At 61.0% G+C, this 18,089-nt stretch carries 18 protein-coding genes and 1 tRNA gene; 14 read left to right on the top strand and 5 right to left on the bottom strand.

Annotation, left to right across the window (positions count from 1 at the left end; translation table 11 throughout):
* The first annotated feature begins 159 nt into the window (after positions 1–159).
* Complete coding sequence (locus ACINK1_RS07785) at positions 160–1,527, top strand: amidase (RefSeq protein ID WP_395760056.1); 1,368 nt, start codon at positions 160–162, stop codon at positions 1,525–1,527.
* Positions 1,524–2,276 (top strand): Asp/Glu/hydantoin racemase, encoded by a 753-nt coding sequence (locus ACINK1_RS07780; RefSeq protein ID WP_376801128.1) that lies wholly within the window; start codon positions 1,524–1,526, stop codon positions 2,274–2,276. Before ACINK1_RS07785 ends, ACINK1_RS07780 begins: the two co-directional genes overlap by 4 nt.
* 114 nt (positions 2,277–2,390) lie before the next feature.
* Here ACINK1_RS07780 and ACINK1_RS07775 read toward each other — a convergent pair whose 3' ends face one another.
* From ACINK1_RS07775 to ACINK1_RS07760, 4 genes are read right to left on the bottom strand one after another with little or no spacing between them, the layout of a single operon-like run.
* The gene (locus ACINK1_RS07775; RefSeq protein ID WP_376802759.1) at positions 2,391–2,891 is read right to left on the bottom strand and encodes a DUF4411 family protein; all 501 of its coding nucleotides are present in this window, start codon (positions 2,889–2,891) and stop codon (positions 2,391–2,393) included.
* Positions 2,891–4,051, bottom strand: a complete 1,161-nt coding sequence (locus ACINK1_RS07770; protein ID WP_376802758.1) for an ImmA/IrrE family metallo-endopeptidase — start codon at positions 4,049–4,051, stop codon at positions 2,891–2,893. The genes ACINK1_RS07775 and ACINK1_RS07770 overlap by 1 nt, the downstream gene beginning before the upstream one ends.
* 48 nt (positions 4,052–4,099) lie before the next feature.
* A complete protein-coding gene (locus ACINK1_RS07765; protein ID WP_376802757.1) occupies positions 4,100–4,570 on the bottom strand; it encodes a GFA family protein in 471 nt (156 codons plus the stop codon).
* A gap of 35 nt (positions 4,571–4,605) precedes the next feature.
* Positions 4,606–6,210, bottom strand: a complete 1,605-nt coding sequence (locus ACINK1_RS07760) for a GMC family oxidoreductase (protein ID WP_376803846.1) — start codon at positions 6,208–6,210, stop codon at positions 4,606–4,608.
* A 116-nt stretch (positions 6,211–6,326) separates the two neighbouring features.
* On the opposite strand from ACINK1_RS07760, the gene ACINK1_RS07755 reads away from it, so the two are divergent.
* Positions 6,327–6,400: transfer RNA gene (locus ACINK1_RS07755), tRNA-Gly, on the top strand.
* Between the two features lie 72 nt (positions 6,401–6,472).
* Here ACINK1_RS07755 and ACINK1_RS07750 read toward each other — a convergent pair.
* On the bottom strand, positions 6,473–6,676 hold the full coding sequence (locus tag ACINK1_RS07750; protein WP_376800445.1) for a hypothetical protein: 204 nt from the start codon (positions 6,674–6,676) through the stop codon (positions 6,473–6,475).
* 27 nt (positions 6,677–6,703) lie between these two features.
* Between ACINK1_RS07750 and ACINK1_RS07745 the strand changes: the two genes are divergently transcribed.
* The 11 genes from ACINK1_RS07745 (at position 6,704) to tuf (ending at position 18,089) form a co-directional block, all read left to right on the top strand.
* Positions 6,704–7,747 carry a cupin domain-containing protein gene (locus ACINK1_RS07745; RefSeq protein ID WP_395760055.1) on the top strand — a complete coding sequence of 348 codons (1,044 nt, stop codon included), beginning with the start codon at positions 6,704–6,706 and terminating at the stop codon, positions 7,745–7,747.
* A 54-nt stretch (positions 7,748–7,801) separates the two neighbouring features.
* A complete protein-coding gene (gene maiA, locus ACINK1_RS07740) occupies positions 7,802–8,443 on the top strand; it encodes a maleylacetoacetate isomerase (RefSeq protein ID WP_376800446.1) in 642 nt (213 codons plus the stop codon).
* A 27-nt stretch (positions 8,444–8,470) separates the two neighbouring features.
* On the top strand, positions 8,471–9,676 hold the full coding sequence (locus ACINK1_RS07735; protein ID WP_376800443.1) for a 3-hydroxybenzoate 6-monooxygenase: 1,206 nt from the start codon (positions 8,471–8,473) through the stop codon (positions 9,674–9,676).
* A gap of 56 nt (positions 9,677–9,732) precedes the next feature.
* Positions 9,733–10,779: a TRAP transporter substrate-binding protein gene (locus ACINK1_RS07730; protein WP_395760054.1), complete on the top strand. Its 1,047-nt coding sequence runs from the start codon at positions 9,733–9,735 to the stop codon at positions 10,777–10,779.
* 104 nt (positions 10,780–10,883) lie between these two features.
* Positions 10,884–11,477: a TRAP transporter small permease gene (locus ACINK1_RS07725; RefSeq protein ID WP_376803839.1), complete on the top strand. Its 594-nt coding sequence runs from the start codon at positions 10,884–10,886 to the stop codon at positions 11,475–11,477.
* Positions 11,478–11,480: 3 nt separating this feature from the next.
* Positions 11,481–12,809 (top strand): TRAP transporter large permease, encoded by a 1,329-nt coding sequence (locus tag ACINK1_RS07720; protein WP_376802658.1) that lies wholly within the window; start codon positions 11,481–11,483, stop codon positions 12,807–12,809.
* 129 nt (positions 12,810–12,938) lie between these two features.
* A complete protein-coding gene (locus ACINK1_RS07715; protein WP_376802659.1) occupies positions 12,939–13,937 on the top strand; it encodes a TRAP transporter substrate-binding protein in 999 nt (332 codons plus the stop codon).
* 91 nt (positions 13,938–14,028) lie between these two features.
* Positions 14,029–14,556, top strand: coding sequence for a TRAP transporter small permease (locus ACINK1_RS07710; RefSeq protein ID WP_376802660.1), 528 nt, complete (start codon positions 14,029–14,031; stop codon positions 14,554–14,556).
* Positions 14,557–14,568: 12 nt separating this feature from the next.
* Entirely contained in the window at positions 14,569–16,017 is a 1,449-nt protein-coding gene (locus tag ACINK1_RS07705; protein ID WP_376802661.1) for a TRAP transporter large permease, read from the top strand.
* Positions 16,018–16,071: 54 nt separating this feature from the next.
* On the top strand, positions 16,072–16,788 hold the full coding sequence (queC, locus tag ACINK1_RS07700; RefSeq protein WP_376802662.1) for a 7-cyano-7-deazaguanine synthase QueC: 717 nt from the start codon (positions 16,072–16,074) through the stop codon (positions 16,786–16,788).
* Positions 16,789–16,898: 110 nt separating this feature from the next.
* Positions 16,899–18,089: an elongation factor Tu gene (gene tuf, locus ACINK1_RS07695; RefSeq protein ID WP_395760053.1), complete on the top strand. Its 1,191-nt coding sequence runs from the start codon at positions 16,899–16,901 to the stop codon at positions 18,087–18,089.

Below are 18,089 nucleotides of genomic sequence, written 5' to 3'. Positions count from 1 at the left end.
CTTTACAAATATGGCGGCCCATGGCGCTGGAGTTCATGGCGCGGGAAAACTCAAGCAAGTATCGTGCCTTGTCGGTTCTGATGCTGGTGTGGATAATCATCGACAAGGCCTCATGACACATCAGGGCAAGTGGGATTGATAATGGTCGCTCCAGCCAACATGACGCAAGCCTTAGCTGCGGTCGAGACGGGTTTGGCGCGGATTGCCGCTGGCGATCGTGTACTTAAAGCCTTTTTGACGGTAGATGCTGCAGGAGCACGGCAGGCTGCTGGACAACTGGGGGACAGGCCGCTCGCACCGTTGCAGCTTGCCGGCACGCTGTGCGCCATCAAGGATCTGAGCGATACGGCTGGCCTGCGGACAAGTTATGGGTCGGCTCTGTTTGCTGACCATGTGCCAGAGCATGACGATTTGATCGTCGCCCGTTTACGGCGCGCTGGTGCCTTAATTTTAGGCAAAACCATGACGCCCGAATTCGGCTTTGGTGCTCTTTGCCGCAATGATCTGGGGGGACCAACGGCCAATCCGTGGGATATGGCGCTCACATCGGGCGGGTCATCAGGTGGATCAGCCGCTGCGGTTGCAAGCGGCATGATCGAGCTTGGCCACGGCACGGATTTTGGCGGGTCAGTGCGCACGCCGGCCAGTTTCTGCGGCATCGCCTCGCTGCGGCCAACGCCCGGCATCCTGCCCAATCCAAAAAGAGCGCTTGGCTATGACATGCTGGCGACCACCGGTTTTCTGGCGCGTGACGTGGACATGCTGTCGCGGGCGCTGCTGGCGAGCGCCGGGCCTGACGCGCGCGACCCCCTGTCGCGGACATTCCAGCCGGCACCGCGGGGGCAAAGCGGCATGGCGCTGCGGATCGCTGCGACGGATGATTTCGGCGTGGCGCCGGTGGCAAACGAAGTGCGCGGGCGTTTGGCTGAAGCCGTCGCGGGCCTCCCCGCAAGCCTTGGCGAGGTGCGCCGGGACCACCCCGATTGCGCGGATGCGTTTGCCATCTTCAATGTGCTGCGCCCGGCGCTCATCCACCGTGAATTTGGCGAAACGGAGCAGCGCTTCGGCGAGCGGTTGAGCAAAACGGTGCGCTGGTGGATCCAGCGCGGCGAGGGGATCACGGCGCAGAGTTATCTGCAGGCCGAGGCGGCGCGGACCGCTCTGACAAGGCGGTTTATCTCCTTTTTTGATCGCTTCGACGTACTGATAGCCCCAGCCGCGAGCGTGATGCCGTGGCCGAACACTATTCCTGACGTCACTGAGATCGACGGCAAGCAGCTCGCGACGATTGCCGATTATCTGGCGATCACGTTCATCGTCTCGCTTGCCGGGTGTCCGGTCGTGACGCTGCCAGCACCCCTCCATCAGCATCGTCTGCCCTTTGGCGTTCAGCTCATCGGCCCGCCGGGCTCGGATCTTGCCCTGCTTGCGATCGCGGCGCGTTTCGAGACCGAGGCGGGCTTTCGTTATGTTGCCCCGCCGCACGCCCTGTTTCATATTTTTGCCGGAGAGGACATTTCGACATGATCGACACCACCAGCCGCCGGCGCATCGGCATGCTGACGCCGTCATCCAATACCGTCCTTGAGCCGGTGACGCAGTCGCTTCTGGCCGGCACGCCGCGATTTACCGCTCATTTCAGCCGCTTCAAGGTCACCGAGATTGCGCTTGATGCGCCGGCGCTGGCGCAATTTGATGACAGTGCAATCCTGCGCGCCGCCGAATTGCTGGCGCATGCCAAGGTCGACGTCATTTCCTGGAACGGGACGTCGGCGGGATGGCTCGGCATCGAGCGCGATGCGAAACTCAAGGACAGGATCGAGGCCGCGACCGGCATCAGGGCGAGCACCTGCGTGCTGGCGCTGGGCGATATTCAGATGCGACTTGGGGCGCGGACGCAGGCGCTCGTCACCCCCTACACGGATGACGTGCAGGCAGCAATCATCGACACCTTCGCGCGGGCCGGCGTCACCTGTCCGGTCGAGCGCCATCTCAGCCTTCGTGACAATTTCAGCTTCGGTACGGTCGACGAGAATACGCTGCGGCCGATGATTGCCGCTTGCCTCGCCGGACATCCTGACGTGGTGACGATCTTCTGCACCAATCTCAATGGCGCGCGTCTGGCGGCTGAAATGGAGCCGGCAACCGGCCCGCTTATTCTTGATTCAGTGGCGATCACGCTGTGGGGTGCGCTGATGGCGATCGGCGAGGCGCCGAACCAGATCGCCGGGTTCGGGCGCCTTTTCAGCGATCCGCGGCTACAAATAATACCTTGATGAACTGACGCGACCTGATTTTTCATTATCAACAGACTTGAAAGCCAATTTTGCTCAGAATAGTCCTGCTAGTAAATAGTGCGCCCTGTTACTGGCGGTTTGTGAATGTGCCATTTATGGTGATTTTGCCTGGGCGAGCACGAAGCGGGCGCGCTCGCGCCGGAGCATCTCGTAGGGGCTTATGCAGGGCACAGTTAGCCCGATGCAGGCGTTGGGTATCTTGATCTTGCGAACCGTCTCTGCGGGCACCTCATGGGTGACCACTGTGCAACGGTGCGCGAGGGCGTGCGATACCAGCCAGTAGTCAGCAACTTGGAGGAAGGTCGCGATGGCTGCTCGTTCATAGGTCTGGCCATTCGCCCAAGCACTCACGCGCCCCAGCGCAGGCACGACCGGATCGTCGGGGGGCAGGAAGAAGGCATCGCCACGCGCCTTCGCCCAGTCGGCGAGATCGTCACCACCTGCAACCAGCTCGTCGGACACCTTGTCGATGCGGCCAACCACGCCCGCCGCGTTCTGGGCGATGAGCCATTCCCAGAAAGCCGGGCAGAAGTCGAAGCCGTAGTGGAGGTTGCGTGCTTGGATGAAGATGTTCGTGTCGAGCAGGTAGCGCATCACAGCATCGCCCCTACCTCACGGCCAATGGTGTTGAAGGTCTCGGTCTTGGCCACGCCCAGCATCCGGAAGGCATCGCGGTAGAGCGTCTGCCCCTCAAGCGTGCTCTCGACGATTGCACGTGTGAAGCGCTTTCCGACCCGCGCGATAACATTGCGGTACGGGTTGCCACCACTGGATTGCCTCGCGTCTGCCAGCGCACGGAGACGTTCACGCTCCATGGCCCATGCCTGCCCGAAGGCGTCGCGCGTGAGCACGCCTGCATCCAGAAGCCGCCGCAGGATCACCAGCGTGCTGACCTTGAACTGACGCGCGAGACGCTGCATCGCCACGTCGATGGCTTCACCGGGCTGCACGGCCAAGCGGAAGGCTGCCAACGGCACCAGCAGCTCCGCTGCGACGGCGTTACACCATACCTCCTCGCGGCGATGCCCGTTCAGGGTTGCAGCGGTCGCATCGGAGAGCGCGGATGCGCCAAGCCACAGATGCGCCAGTTCATGTGCAAGCGTGAACATCTGGCCGGACTTGCTGTCCTGCCTGTTGATGAAGATGAGCGGTGCGCGACGGTCTGCCAATGCAAAACCACGAAACTCCTGCGGGTCGAGCGCGCGGTGAGTGTTGGACAGCACGATGCCACTGACCATCACGAGGATGCCCAGCTTCTCGGCCTGGCCGATGAAGAGGCGCAACGCCTCCTCCCACGTCCGGCAGGCGGCACGGGCAGCAAGATCGAAGCCCAGACGCTGGGCCATCGCCGCCGCGACCTCCTCGGGGCGCTGGTCGACCGTGACGCTGGCCACGAAGTCAGCCTCGGGCATGCGGCTGGCGAGGGAGAACTCGCGATACCAGCCTTGCCGCTCCTGACAGGCATAGAGCATGTCGATCAGGTTCGGGCTGGCGCGGCGCACGCCCCGCCCGTCATGGGTGCGGAAGTCGGGGATCGGCAGCGGCTCGTCCGGTGGGGCTGGAAGGAAGAGGTACCCAATTGGTACATGCACGGCGCGCGCGAAGTCCTCCAGCTGCTTCAGCGTGGGCCTTATGTTACCGGCTTCCCACTCCGGCAGCTTTGGAAAACGACCCGTCAGCTCGCCAGCCGCCATCACACCGGCGCGCTCACGCGCCCAGCGCAGTAGCGCGGGTGTGATAGCAATTCGTTTCAAGGTTCTTTGCTCATTGAATGAACATAACGGGTAAAGTTGGACAAGTAACTAACCACCCAGCGCCGCCTTTCTCCGTGCGAGGCTCTCAGCCGGCCATTCCTCCTCGAGATCGTAGAAGACGTCGAAGGCGCGGGCGCCGTCCGGCAAGCGCACCCAGGGAAGTTTCGAGCGGGCAAAGATGTGGACATCGGGGGTGATGGCGGTTGGATCGTCAAAGGTGCCGCCGCGCACAAAGCGGTAATTGGGGCGATGCCCGTAGTCGCTCCAAAGGGCGGTCTGGCACGTCTCGCAGCGGTAGATGTCGTGAGGGCGCCCGCTTGCCGTTGGCACGCTGGTGGGGCGCGGAGCGCCGCTCAGCAGGGTGATGTTATCGTTCTCGATGATGGCGTTCACAACGAAGGCACTGCCGGTCAGGCGCTGGCAGTCGCGGCAATGACAGCAATGGACGAACATCGGCTTGTCGTTCAGGCGATAGCGGATGGCACCGCAGGCGCAGGCACCCTGGAGAGTGTCAATCATATCATTCTCTTACGTTTGTTGGTTGATGGAATGAATCATTGCCGCCTGATCATATCAGCGGCTTTTTCGGCAATCATGATGGTCGGCGCATTGGTGTTGCCGCCGATGAGGCGGGGCATGATGGAGGCATCAACCACGCGCAGGCCGGCAATACCGCGCAGCTTCAAAGCGGGGTCAACGACGGACATGTCGTCGCTTCCCATCCGGCACGTGCCAACGGGATGGTAGACGGTATCGGCCCGGGCACGGATATGGGCGAGAAGTTCGGCATCGCTGTCATCGGCCGGCGGATAGAGTTCGGGCCCACGGAAGGGCGCAAGGGCCGGGGCCTCCATGATGGCGCGGGTGAGGCGCGCGCCTGCCATCAAGGTTGCCTGATCACGCTCATCGCTCAGGAAACGCGGATTGATCAGCGGCGGCAGGCGGGGATCGGCGCCTTTAAGGCTGACCTCGCCGCGTGAATGGGGGCGCAGCACACACACATGGCAGGAATAGCCATGACCAAGATGAAGCGAGCGGGCGTGATCATCGACGATGCCGACGACGAAATGGAGCTGCACATCAGGGCGGTCGAGCCCCGGTTTTGAATAAAGGAAGGCGCCGCCCTCGGCGCCTGGCGATGCGACCAGGCCATCGCCTGTCCGGCGCCAGCGCAGAATGGATTTTACCATGTGAACAGCGCCGCCAAGACCGATGCCGAGCAGCGTTTTGTCGGGCGAGCGGTAGCACAGGATGAAATCGATGTGATCTTGCAGATTCTGTCCAATTTCCTGTGAATCATGCACGACATCAATGCCATGGCGGCGCAACGCCGCGCCCGGACCGACGCCCGACAGCATCAGGAGCTGGGGCGAGCCGAAACTCCCCGCGCTCAAGATCACCTCGCGGCGGGCGCGAATCTGTCGCGCCACACCGCCCTGGCTGTAAGTGATGCCGATGGCGCGCTTGTTCTCGATCACGATACGGGTGACGAGGGCACGGGTGATGATGTGGAGATTGGCCTTTCGGCGTTGGGGCTGGAGATAGGCTGCCGCCGCCGAACAGCGCTCGCCGGCCTGCGGACCGGCATGGAATTGCGTCACCTGATAAAGGCCGGCGCCATCTTGTCGGGGGCCGTTGAAATCATCGTTGCGGCTGATCTGCATTTCGCCTGCCGCCTCGACAAAGGCCTTGCTTGCCCCATGCGGGGTGCGCTGGTTGCCGACCTGCAGCGGGCCATCGCCGCCATGCCAGGCATCGGCGCCTCGCTGATTGCCCTCGCAACGCCGGAAATAGGGCAGAACCTCGTCATAGGACCAGCCCGTGCAGCCGAGGCCGGCCCATTCGTCATAGTCCTTCGGATGCCCGCGCACATAGAGCATGGCGTTGATGGCACTCGAGCCACCCAGCGCCTTGCCGCGCGGCTGGTATCCACGCCGGCCGTTGAGTTCACGCTGCGGCTCGGTCTCGAAGGCCCAGTTGTTGATCTTGGGGCGGCCGGGAAGCATCAGAACCGTACCAGCGGGTGCGCGCACGAGAATGCCATCGCCAGTGCCGCCAGCCTCGATCAGACAGACGGTTGTCTGCATATCCTCGCTCAAGCGGGCGGCGAGAACAGCGCCTGCCGACCCGCCGCCGACGATGATGAAATCAAACTCCAGTTTTGCCTCCCGTCCTGCTTTTTGGAGCTTAGGGAGCGAAGCGGTCGTCTGGCAATGGCTGATGGCAAAGCAGGGCTTGTCAGGCGCCGCGATCTGTGGTCCTCCTTCGCCATCACGCGGGTGTAGCTCAATGGTAGAGCAGCAGCCTTCCAAGCTGAATACGAGGGTTCGATTCCCTTCACCCGCTCCAGATCGCCCTGTTCCAAATTCCTTCGGGCGTACGCTTTTTATAGGCCGGTGCGGGTCACCCGCCGCCCTCATTTTACGGGTTGCGCCACGCCGAACAAAGGTAAGTTGCGCCTTGTGCCGATAGCATCGCGCGAATATCGTCTTGAAACTTGATGATCATGTGGCTGATTTCGCCATCGCGCTGGCCGCCGGCGCCAGATCGAGACATCGGCGGGTGTCGTGGTTGCGCGGCTTGATAGCGTGGCTCGGTAACGCGGCGCGACAGTTTTTGGGTCACGACCGGCATAAGCGGGGAGAGTGCAAAATGTCGACGCAGCTTGGAACGTTGGAAGAGCTTCCGCAGGAGTACCGCGACGCCATGAGCCAAATCGCCGTGGCGCCGCTGTGGCCGCAAATGCGCAAGGTTCTGCCGCATGACGCGCCGATGCCGGTGACACAGGCTCATTGCTGGGCATTCAGCGATATTCGACCCTTACTGCTCAGGGCAGGCGAATTGACGCCGGTTGAAAAGGCTGAGCGCCGGGTGCTGTTCCTCGTTGATCCGGGGCGGGGCGCAGGCGCCATGCAGGCAACCTCCACCATCTATGTCGGCATGCAGCTCCTGCTGCCGGGAGAAACGGCGCCCGCCCACAAGCATACGCCAAGTGCCGCACGTATCGTCGTTGAAGGCGAGGGGGGCTACACCGTGGTCGACGGCGACCGGCTGCTGATGGAAGCGGGTGACCTCATTCTCACGCCCGGCGGTTGCTGGCATGATCACGGCCATTGTGGCAGCAAGCCGGTGATCTGGCTCGATGCGCTCGATCTGCCGTTGTTCTACTATCTCGAAGCCTCCTATGCCGTGGAAGCGCCCTTGCAGACGCCGCGCAATCGTCCCGATCCGTCGGAAGTGGAGTATCGCGCCGCCGGTCTGGCGCCCGCCCGGCGCCGTGACATCGCCCCTCCGCCCTCCTATCCGATGATGCGTTTTCCGTGGAAGCGCACCGAACAGGCGCTGCGCGAATACGCCCGCCATGGCGATAACGGGATCGTCGAGCTGGATTACATCAACCCGGAAACGGGCGCCTCGTGCCTGCCGACGCTTGGCTTCACCGCCATGATGCTGCGCCAGGGCAAAAGCGTGAAGCCGGTGCGCCGGTCCGCCAGCGCGGTCTTTCATGTGATTGCCGGCAAGGGTCATTCGACGATCAATGGCAAACGCCATGACTGGAGCGCAAAGGATGTGATCTCGGCGCCGGTTTTCGCCGCCATCGACCATGTTGCCGAAGGGGACGACGCCTTCCTCATCCGCATCCATGATGCTCCTTTGCAGGAAAAGCTCGGCTTTTACGAAGAGCGCAACCGGTAATTGACGGCAAAAGCCAGGGCCAAGGGCGTGAGAGGGCACGAGATGGACCGCGACATGATCTTTTATGGCTATTTTCGCTCATCCGCCGCCTATCGCTGCCGCATCGCCTTCAATCTGAAAGGGCTCTCGCCGCAGACGGTGTTCATCAACCTGCGTGAGGGCGCCCAGAAGGCCCCTGATTTCCTTGCGCTCAATCCCCATGGCATGGTTCCGGCTGTCGCGAGCCAGGGGCATTTTCTGACCCAGTCACTGGCGATCATCGAATGGCTGGAGGAGACGCATCCCGCGCCGGCATTGCTGCCGCGTGATCCGTTCGCCCGCGCCTATGTGCGCTCGCTGGCGCTGTCGATTGCCTGCGATATCCATCCCTTGCAGAATTTGCGTGTTCTCAAGCATGTCCGCGACAGCTATGGCCTCGATCAGACAGGCGTTGATCAATGGTGCCGGCGCTGGATCGAGAGCGGTCTTGCCTCGCTCGAGGAGATGGTCAACCGCGCCGGCACGGCAGGCAGGTTCCTATATGGCGACGAGCCGGGTCTGGCGGATATCTGTCTGGTACCACAGATGTTTTCAGCCGTCCGCTTTGGTGCTGATACGAGCAGACTGGCCACGCTCAACCGCGTCGCCGCGCATTGCGGCACGTTGCCGGCCTTTGCCGACGCGCATCCCGCGCGTCAGGCTGATGCCGACATGTGAGGCGATTGCAGATGGGCGAGGCCGATCATGGCGCGCGATAAACCGGTTCTCATTGCCGGTGGCGGTATCGGCGGTCTGGCGGCTGCCATCGGCCTGGCGCAGAAAGGCTATCGCAGTCTGGTGCTTGAAAAAGCCCCTCAGCTTGGCGAAATCGGGGCGGGTATCCAGCTTGGTCCCAATGCCTTCCATGCCTTCGATCAACTCGGCGTTGGCGACGCGGCGCGTCGGATGGCGGTTTATATCGACGCGCTCGTGCTGATGGACGCCATCTCCGCAGACGAGATCGCCCGGATTCCGCTTGATGAGCCGTTCCGTCAGCGTTTCGGCAATCCTTACGCGGTGGTTCATCGCGGCGAGCTTCATGGCGTGTTTCTGAAAGCGTGCCTCGCGCATCCGCTGGTTGAATTGCGCACCTCCTCAGCCGTTACCGGTTTCACGCAGGACGAGAGCGGTGTCATAGCCGTGCTCGCCGATAGCAGCATGGTTGACGGTGCGGCACTCATCGGTGCTGACGGGCTGTGGTCGGCCATCCGCCGCCAGTTGGTCGGCGACGGGGCGCCGCGGGTGACAGGGCATACGACATATCGCTCGGTCATCCCCACGCACGACATGCCCGACGACCTGCGCTGGAATGCGGCAACGCTGTGGGCCGGTCCCAAATGTCACATCGTTCACTATCCCTTGTCGGGTTGGAAAACGTTCAACCTGGTGGTCACCTATCATAATGACGCCCCCGAGCCGGTTGCCGGCAAGCCGGTGAGTAAGGAGCATGTGACGTCGGGCTTTGCCCATGTCCATCCGCGTGCCCGCCAGATCATCGATCGCGGCCATGACTGGAAAATGTGGGTGCTCTGTGATCGCGACCCCATTCTCAAATGGGCCGAAGATCACGTCGTCCTGCTCGGGGACGCCGCCCATCCGACGTTGCAATATATGGCACAGGGCGCCTGTATGGCGATGGAGGATGCGGTGTGCCTGGCGCATGAAGTTGAGGGCGCGTCGGGCGATTTTTCCCGAGCCTTCGAGGCGTACCGGATGAAGCGCGTGAACCGTACAGCCCGCATCCAGATCCAGTCACGCCTTGTCGGAGACCATATTTATCATCCGGCGGATGGACATGCGGCGTTACGTAATACAATTATGCGCTCGATGTCGGCGGGTGATTTTTATGACAGCCTGCAATGGCTCTATGGCGGCAGCGGACTGGATGGTGGGGTTGGCGCTGTGCGTTAAATTGTACAAGTTTCAACAAAAAGACTAGCTTCGAAAAAAATTCAGGAGGAAATCGCATGCATATCAATCGCAGAACCATTCTTTTGGGGGCTGGCGCCGCTCTGGCAGCGCCGCACGTGGTTACAAGTGCCCGGGCGCAGGCGCAGGTAACCCTCAAACTTCACCATTTCCTGCCGGCGGCCTCCAACGCGCAGCGAGACTTGTTTTTGCCATGGGCTGAAAAGGTCGGCAAGGAATCAGCCGGACGCATCAAGGTTGAGGTCTACCCGTCCATGCAGCTTGGCGGGCGTCCGCCGCAACTCTTCGATCAGGCCAAGGATGGTGTTGTCGATATCGTATGGACGCTTGCCGGCAATACGCCTGGCCGCTTTCCGCGTCTGGAAGTCTTCGAACTGCCGTTCGTGTCGGGCGCCACGGGCGAGATATCAAGCCGGGCGGTGTGGGATTATTATGAAGCCAATTCGAAAGATGAGTTGAAGGATATCAAGCCGCTTGCGGTATTCTGCCATGGCAAGGGCAATATCTACACCAAGGACAAGGTCATCAAGACGCCCGATGATCTGAAGAACGTGAAGATCCGGGTGCCGTCGCGCCCGATCAATGACAGCCTGCAACTCATCGGCGCGAGCCCGCAAGGGATTCCAGCGCCAGGCGTGCCGGAAGCGCTGGCCAAGGGCGTGGTTGACGGCGTGGTCATGCCCTATGAGATCGTGCCCGCGCTCAAGCTTGATGAATTGACCAACCGGGTCAGCATCTTTGACGGTGATCGCTCGCTTTATACGATCGTCTTCCTCTTCGCCATGAACAAGCCCAAATACGACAGTCTGCCGGCCGATCTGAAGAAGGTCATTGATGATAATTCCGGTGGCGATTTCTCGCGTCAGCTTGGACGCTATTTCGACGAATGGGACAAGATCGGCAAGGCGGCCGTGGAAAAGGCAAAAATGCCGGAGCATCACATTTCGGGTGCCGAGCTTGATGCGTGGAAAAAGGCAACCGATCCCGTTGTCAAGGCTTGGGTGGAGACGCGCACCAAGGCCGGCGACAACGGGGCGGACCTGCTGGCGCAGGCGCAAAAGCTGATTGCCAAATATTCAGCCTGATCGCTCGCCGATCCTATGGTCAGCATCGTGTGTCATCCGGCCATCGAGGGCCGGATTGACGCACTGCTGATCGTGTCAGCCAGGGTTCCCAGCCAGAAACGAGCATGATGATGTTGACAGCGCCCGCTCCCGCCGCGTCCGAGGAGGGATTTATCGGTCGGCTCATTGCATGGATGACCGAGATGTTTGCGCTTGCCGGCGGGCTTGTCATGATCGCGATCATGCTGGTGCAAAGCGGTTCCGTGATCGGGCGCTCGCTGCCTGAATTGCTGGGGTTCATCGGCCTGAAACTGCCGCGTCTTGCCATTCCCGGCGACATCGAAATCGTCCAGCTCGGCTGTGGTATCGCCATCTTCTGCTTCCTGCCACTCTGCCATTATCGCCGCGCCAATGTCCTGGTCGAGTTTTTCACCCAGCACCTGCCGGTTCGCTATCGCTCGATGTTTGATCTGGCGGCCAACCTGCTATTTCTGCTTATTGCGTCAACGATAACCTGGCAGCTTGGCCACGGCGCGCAGGAGAAGATTTCCTACTGGGATACGACCATGGTGCTGCGCCTTCCCGAAGCCTATCCCTATGTCGGTGCGCTTGCTGCGGCGGTGCTGTGGACGCTGGTCGTAGCCTATAGCTGTGTGCGCTCGTGTCAGGAGATCGCCCGCGACCATGTTATCGGCCCGGCGCCGTCGGGAGATCATTGAGAGATGTCGAATTTTTCGATCGGGATCCTGTCCTTCTGCATTATGCTCGGACTGCTTGCGATCAGGGTGCCGATCGGGGTGGCGATGTTCGCGGTGGGCGCTGGTGGCTTCATCTATGTCTCGGGGCTGACGCCGCTCCTTGCCTTCCTCAAGTCAACGCCGTTTGAAACCTTCTCGAATTATTCATTTTCAGTCATTCCGCTTTTTCTGCTGATGGGCAATGTCGCTTCGCGTTCCGGCCTGTCGGCACGGCTCTTCAAGGGTGCCAGCGCCATTCTCGGCCATCATCGCGGGGGCATGGCGATGGCGTCCGTTGGCGCATGCGCGGCGTTTGGAACGATTTGCGGGTCATCGCTGGCGACGGCTGCCACCATGGGGCAGGTCGCCTTGCCGGAAATGAAGAAATACGGCTATTCGGGCGCGCTGTCGACCGCCTCCCTTGCGGCGGGTGGCACGCTTGGCATTCTCGTGCCACCATCGGTGCCGCTCGTCATTTACGCCATCCTGGCGCAGCAAAACATCGCCAAGCTTTTCCTCGCCGCCTTCATTCCGGCAGCCCTCGCCATTTTTGGCTTCTTCTGCGCCATCCGTTATTTCGTCTGGGCCAATCCCGGCTCAGGTCCGGCGACACCCAGACGCCCCTTCAGCGAACGCCTGAAGGACATCATCGCCACGTGGCCGGTGGTATCGATCTTTCTCATCGTTTTTGTCGGCATGAACGGCGACTTCTTTGTCGGCTCCAGCCTCTTCACGCCAACCGAGGGCGCAGCGGTCGGCGCCCTGTGTGCGACGCTTGCCGCCATCTTCATCGGCAAAGCCCGCCTGCGCGAGATTTTTGCCTCGGTGCGCTCGACCGGCGAGCAGACTGGCATGATCTTTCTCATCCTTCTGGGCGCAGAGATGTACAACGCGTTTCTGGCGCGCACCAACATGCCGCAGATCATGGCTGAATGGGTGGCAGCGCTCGGCTTTTCACCCTATCTGATCATGGTGGTGATCGTTGCGATCTACATTCTGCTTGGCTGCCTGATGGACAGCCTCAGCATGCTGCTCCTGACCATTCCGATTTTCTTTCCCGTCGTCATGGGGCTTGATTTCGGCATGAGCGCTGAGCACACCGCCATCTGGTTTGGCATTCTGGCGTTGATTGTGGTCGAACTGGGCCTCATCCATCCGCCCGTCGGCCTCAACGTCTATGTCATCAGTACGATCGCCAAGGATGTGCCGATGATGGAGACATTCCGGGGCATTCTGCCGTTCCTGGCGGCGGAATTCATACGAGTGGGGTTGATTATCGCGTTTCCGATCCTGACGCTGGCATTCATCAAATGACGAGGCATTCGGATCGGCCTTCGCGTCAATTTGCGGCTAAATTGTCAAATTCGGAAAAATGGTCAACACTTGCCGCAAGCGTGCACGCAGGCGTACGCCCGAATGATCGCAGCGAGAGGAATAGGTAACATGACAAAGGTCACGCGTCGTCGCGCTTTGCAGCTGGTGGCATTGAGCGCGCTTGGCAGCACGGTTTCGGGTAAAATCGCGTTCGCACAGGGCGCGAGCGCCAAATGGGATATGCCGACGCCTTATGCCGACGGGAATTTCCATACCCGCAATGTCAGGGAATTCGTGGCCGAGATTGCCAAGGAAACCAGTGGTGCGCTCGATATCACGGTGCATTCCAATGGCTCTTTGCTGAAACTGCCGGAAATCAAGCGTGGCGTACAGACGGGCCAGGTGCAGGCAGGCGAGACGCTGGTATCGACGCTCGCCAATGAGGATGCGATTTTCGGCTTTGATTCCATTCCAGGCGTTGCCACCTCCTATGCCCAATCGCGCAAGCTTTATACGGCCGCGCGGCCCTTTCTCGAGAAGCGGTTTGAAAAGCAGGGCATGGTCATGCTGTTCTCGGTGGCGTGGCCGCCGCAAGGCATCTACGCCAAGAAGGATCTGGCATCGCTTGCCGATCTCAAGGGTACGAAATTCCGCGCCTATAATCCGGCAACCGCGCGCTTTGCCGAGCTCATCGGCGCGTCTCCGGTCACCATCCAGGCCGCTGAAATCGCCCAGGCGTTCCGCACCGGCGTGATTGATGCGATGATCACGTCAGGTGCCACCGGGGTTGATTCCCAAGCCTGGGATTATCTCACCCATTATTATGATCTGTCGGCCTTCCTGCCGCAAAACGTCGTTTTGGTGAACAAGGCGAGCTTCGATGCCATGCCGGCAGCCGTTCAGGCGATCTTGCGCAAGGCAGCTGCCAGCGCGGAAGAGAGGGGCTGGGCGAATTCGGCCCTGCTCGATGCAGGCTACAAGAAGACCATGGCCGAAAAAGGCATCAAGGTGCAGCCGGCACCGCCGGCAATGATCGCCGACGTGAAGAAAGTCGGCGAGACGATGGCAGCCGAATGGACCAAGCGCGCCGGCGCGGATGGCGAGACCATCTTGAAAGGGCTGTCTTGAGGCTCGTGATTGACAGATAGCCGAAGGGCCGGAACGCAATCAAGGTGCGTTCCGGCTTTTTCGTGCTTTCGCAACCTGTGCAGGACCGTCGATGCGCTCCATCTTTGACCCCCTCTACCGCCTCACGGCCCTGATGGCGGTGCTGGCGCTGGTTTCCATTGCTGTCATTATTCTGGCTGATGTGACGCTGCGGCAATTCGGTGGCCAGATCAAATCATCCGATGATTTCGCCGGCTACGCGCTTGTCGCCACATGTATGCTGGGGCTTGCGCCCACCTACCGGCGCGGGGAGCATATCCGCGTCGGGCTGCTGATCGAGCGGCTCACGGGTAAAGCGCGGCGCCTGGTTGAAGGGTTGTGCCTCGGATTTGGCGTGCTGGCGCTTGGCTGGGCCAGCTGGTGGACGGGACGTTTCGTCTACGATTCCTGGCGCTTCAATGATGTCAGCCAAGGTTTGCTGGCGATCCCTCTGTGGATGCCGCAGTTCTTCATGTTTTTCGGAATTTTCGTGATGCTGATCGCGCTGTCCGAGGATTTGCTGCGCCTGGCGACGGGGCGGGCACCAAGTTACATGGCGAATGCGGCGGCAGCGACCGAACTCCCTACCTTCGAACGCTGAAAGTCAGACCCCATGACCCCGTCGATTGCCGCCCTCATCCTCCTCGGGATCATGTTTTTCAGCCTCACCATGGGCGTGTGGATCGGGATTTCGCTCGCCGCCGTCGGTTTCATCGCGATGGAGTTGATGACGACCCGGCCCATCGGGCTTAATTTTGCGTCATCGCTGTGGAGTTCCAACAATTCGTGGACGTTGACGGCGCTGCCGATGTTCATCTGGATGGGCGAAATCCTCTTTCGCTCCAAGCTTGCCGAGGACATGTTCCGCGGCCTCGCGCCCTGGGTGCAGGGGCTGCCGGGGCGGCTGCTGCACACCAATGTCTTTGGCTGCGGCATCTTCGCGGCGATTTCCGGTTCGTCAGCTGCAACCGCAGCCACCATCGGCAAGATGACCATCCCGGAGCTGCGCAAACGTGGCTATGACGATTTCATGCTGGTGGGCTCGCTCGCCGGCAGCGGCACGCTTGGCCTTCTCATTCCGCCATCGATCATCATGATCGTCTATGGCGTGGCGGCAGAGGTGTCGATTGCGCGGCTCTTCATTGCCGGTGTCATTCCCGGCATTTTGCTGATGCTCATCTTCTCGGTGATCGTTGCCGCCTACGCTCTCCTCTATCCGCAGAAAATTCCGCCGCGCGATGCGATGATGAGCCTCAGCGAGAAGCTGTGGGAAAGCCGGCGGCTGATTCCAACCGTGCTGCTTATCTTTCTGGTATTGGGTTCCATCTATGGAGGATTGGCGACACCGACGGAATCAGCGGTGCTCGGGGTGGTGGGCGCACTTGTTCTGTCAGGCATCGACACGCTGATGGAGCGCCGTCATATGGCGGTTCTGGCAGCAGCGCTGGCGCTTGCCGTGGTGCTGGGCGCCAGCGGCGTGGCGCAGTGGGATCAGGTCGGCTCGCTCTTTGTCGTTGGCCTGCTGGTCTATACCGCTGCTGTCGGCGGCATCTCATGGTCCGTTTTCAAGGAAAGCGCGCTTGGTGCCACCCGCACCAATTGCATGATCGCGCTCATCCTGTCGGGCGCGGCCTTCCTGTCAACGGCGATGGGATTTACCGGCCTGCCGCGCCTGTTTGCCGACTGGATCGTTGGCCTTAATCTTGGTCAGGCCGGGTTCATCGCTGCGCTCACTATCGTCTTCATGATCATGGGTTGCTTCATCGATGGCATCTCGATGGTCGTGCTGACGACTGCCGTCATCCTGCCAGCCGTCAAGGCAGCCGGCATCGATCTGCTGTGGTTTGGCATCTTCGTCGTGCTGGTGGTCGAGATGGCGCAGATCACGCCGCCTGTGGGTTTCAACCTTTATGTCCTGCAAAGTCTGGCGCAGAAAAGCATGGGCTATGTGGCGCTGGCCTCGCTGCCATTCTTCATAGGCATGATTGTCATGGTTGCGATCGTCTATGCGGTGCCTGATCTCGTCAGCTGGCTGCCCAACCAGATGCTGGGCAGAAAATAGCGGCAGGGAGGGGCCCCCGTTCCTGGCAACAGATTCCTTACGCGAGAGCTGTCGATGATATCCACAAGCGGAGCACTGGTGCTGTTTTCCGGCGGCCAGGATTCCACCACCTGCCTCGCCTGGGCGCTGGCACGCTATCCCCGTGTCGAGACGTTGGGCTTTGATTATGGCCAGCGCCATGTGGTCGAACTGGCCTGCCGCGCCATCCTGCGCGACAAGATGTCCGCGCTCGATCCGCTATGGGGCGAGCGACTGGGCGAGGACCATACGCTCGATCTGGCGGCGCTGGGCGAATTATCGCAAACGTCGTTGACCCGCGACATTGCCATCGACATGGCAGCAGGTGGCCTGCCAAACACCTTTGTGCCAGGGCGCAACCTTCTGTTTCTGACCTTTGCTGCAGCCCTTGCCTATCGGCGCGGGCTCACTGTGCTGGTGACAGGCGTGTGTGAGACTGATTACTCCGGCTACCCCGATTGCCGCGATGACACGATGAAAGCGATGCAGGTGGCGCTTAATCTTGGCATGGAGCGCCGTTTCGTCATCGAGACGCCCTTGATGTGGATCGACAAGGCGGCAAGTTTCCGCCTTGCCCGTGAGCTTGGCGGGCAGGGGCTGCTCGATCTCGTCATCGAGGACACCCACAGTTGCTATCTTGGTGATCGCAAGCAGCGCCACGATTGGGGCTATGGCTGCGGCGCCTGTCCGGCCTGCAAGTTGCGTGGTGATGGCTATCGCCGCTTTACCGCCGAGGAAAGCGCTGGCGCCTAGCCGCGCGAAAGGGCCGATTGCATCCAGCTTTGCGCAAAGCCCTTGCGCTCGCTTAAAAAACCGCCTAACCGGGCGCGCGAAATTCCTCTCACACCCCTCAAGGATGCATCATGGGCAAGGCGAAGTTTGAACGCAACAAGCCGCACTGCAATATCGGGACGATCGGTCACGTTGACCATGGGAAGACATCGCTGACGGCGGCGATCACGAAGGTGCTGGCGGAGAGCGGCGGGGCGACATTCACGGCCTATGACCAGATCGACAAGGCGCCTGAGGAAAAGGCGCGGGGGATCACGATCTCGACGGCGCATGTGGAGTATGAGACGGCGAACCGTCATTACGCGCATGTGGATTGCCCTGGGCACGCGGATTACGTGAAGAACATGATCACGGGTGCTGCGCAGATGGATGGGGCGATCCTGGTGGTGTCGGCGGCGGACGGCCCGATGCCGCAGACGCGCGAGCATATTCTTCTGGCGCGCCAAGTTGGTGTTCCCGCCCTCGTCGTGTTTTTGAACAAGGTGGACATGGTGGATGACGCCGAGCTTCTGGAGCTGGTCGAGCTTGAGGTGCGCGAGCTGTTGTCGAAGTACGATTTTCCTGGCGATGACATCCCGATCACCAAGGGTTCGGCATTGTGCGCGCTTGAAAACCGCGAGCCGGCGATCGGCCATGATGCGGTTCTGGAGCTGATGAAGACGGTTGATGCGTATATCCCGCAGCCGGAACGGCCGATCGACATGCCGTTCCTGATGCCGATCGAGGATGTGTTCTCGATCTCGGGTCGCGGCACGGTGGTGACGGGTCGCGTCGAGCGCGGCATCGTCAAGGTCGGCGAGGAAGTGGAGATCGTCGGCATCAAGGATACGACGAAGACGACGGTGACGGGCGTCGAGATGTTCCGCAAGCTTCTGGATCAGGGGCAGGCGGGTGACAATATCGGGGCGCTGCTGCGCGGGGTTGAGCGCGAGGGAGTGGAGCGCGGTCAGGTACTGTGCAAGCCGGGCTCAGTGAAGCCGCACACCAAGTTCAAGGCGGAAGCCTATATCCTGACCAAGGATGAGGGGGGTCGCCACACGCCGTTCTTCACCAATTACCGGCCGCAATTCTACTTCCGCACGACCGATGTGACGGGGGTGGTGACGCTGCCGGAGGGCACCGAGATGGTGATGCCTGGTGATAACGTCACCATGGAAGTGGTGCTGATTGCGCCGATCGCCATGGAAGAGAAGCTGCGCTTCGCCATCCGCGAAGGCGGGCGGACAGTTGGCGCCGGCGTCGTTGCCAGCATTATTGAGTGA

Origin of the sequence: Raskinella chloraquaticus (SeqCode) (genome assembly GCF_021731865.1) — a bacterium.
Classification (GTDB): Bacteria; Pseudomonadota; Alphaproteobacteria; order Rhizobiales; family UBA4765; genus Raskinella; species Raskinella chloraquaticus.
This window is presented reverse-complemented; position numbering and strand designations above follow the sequence as displayed.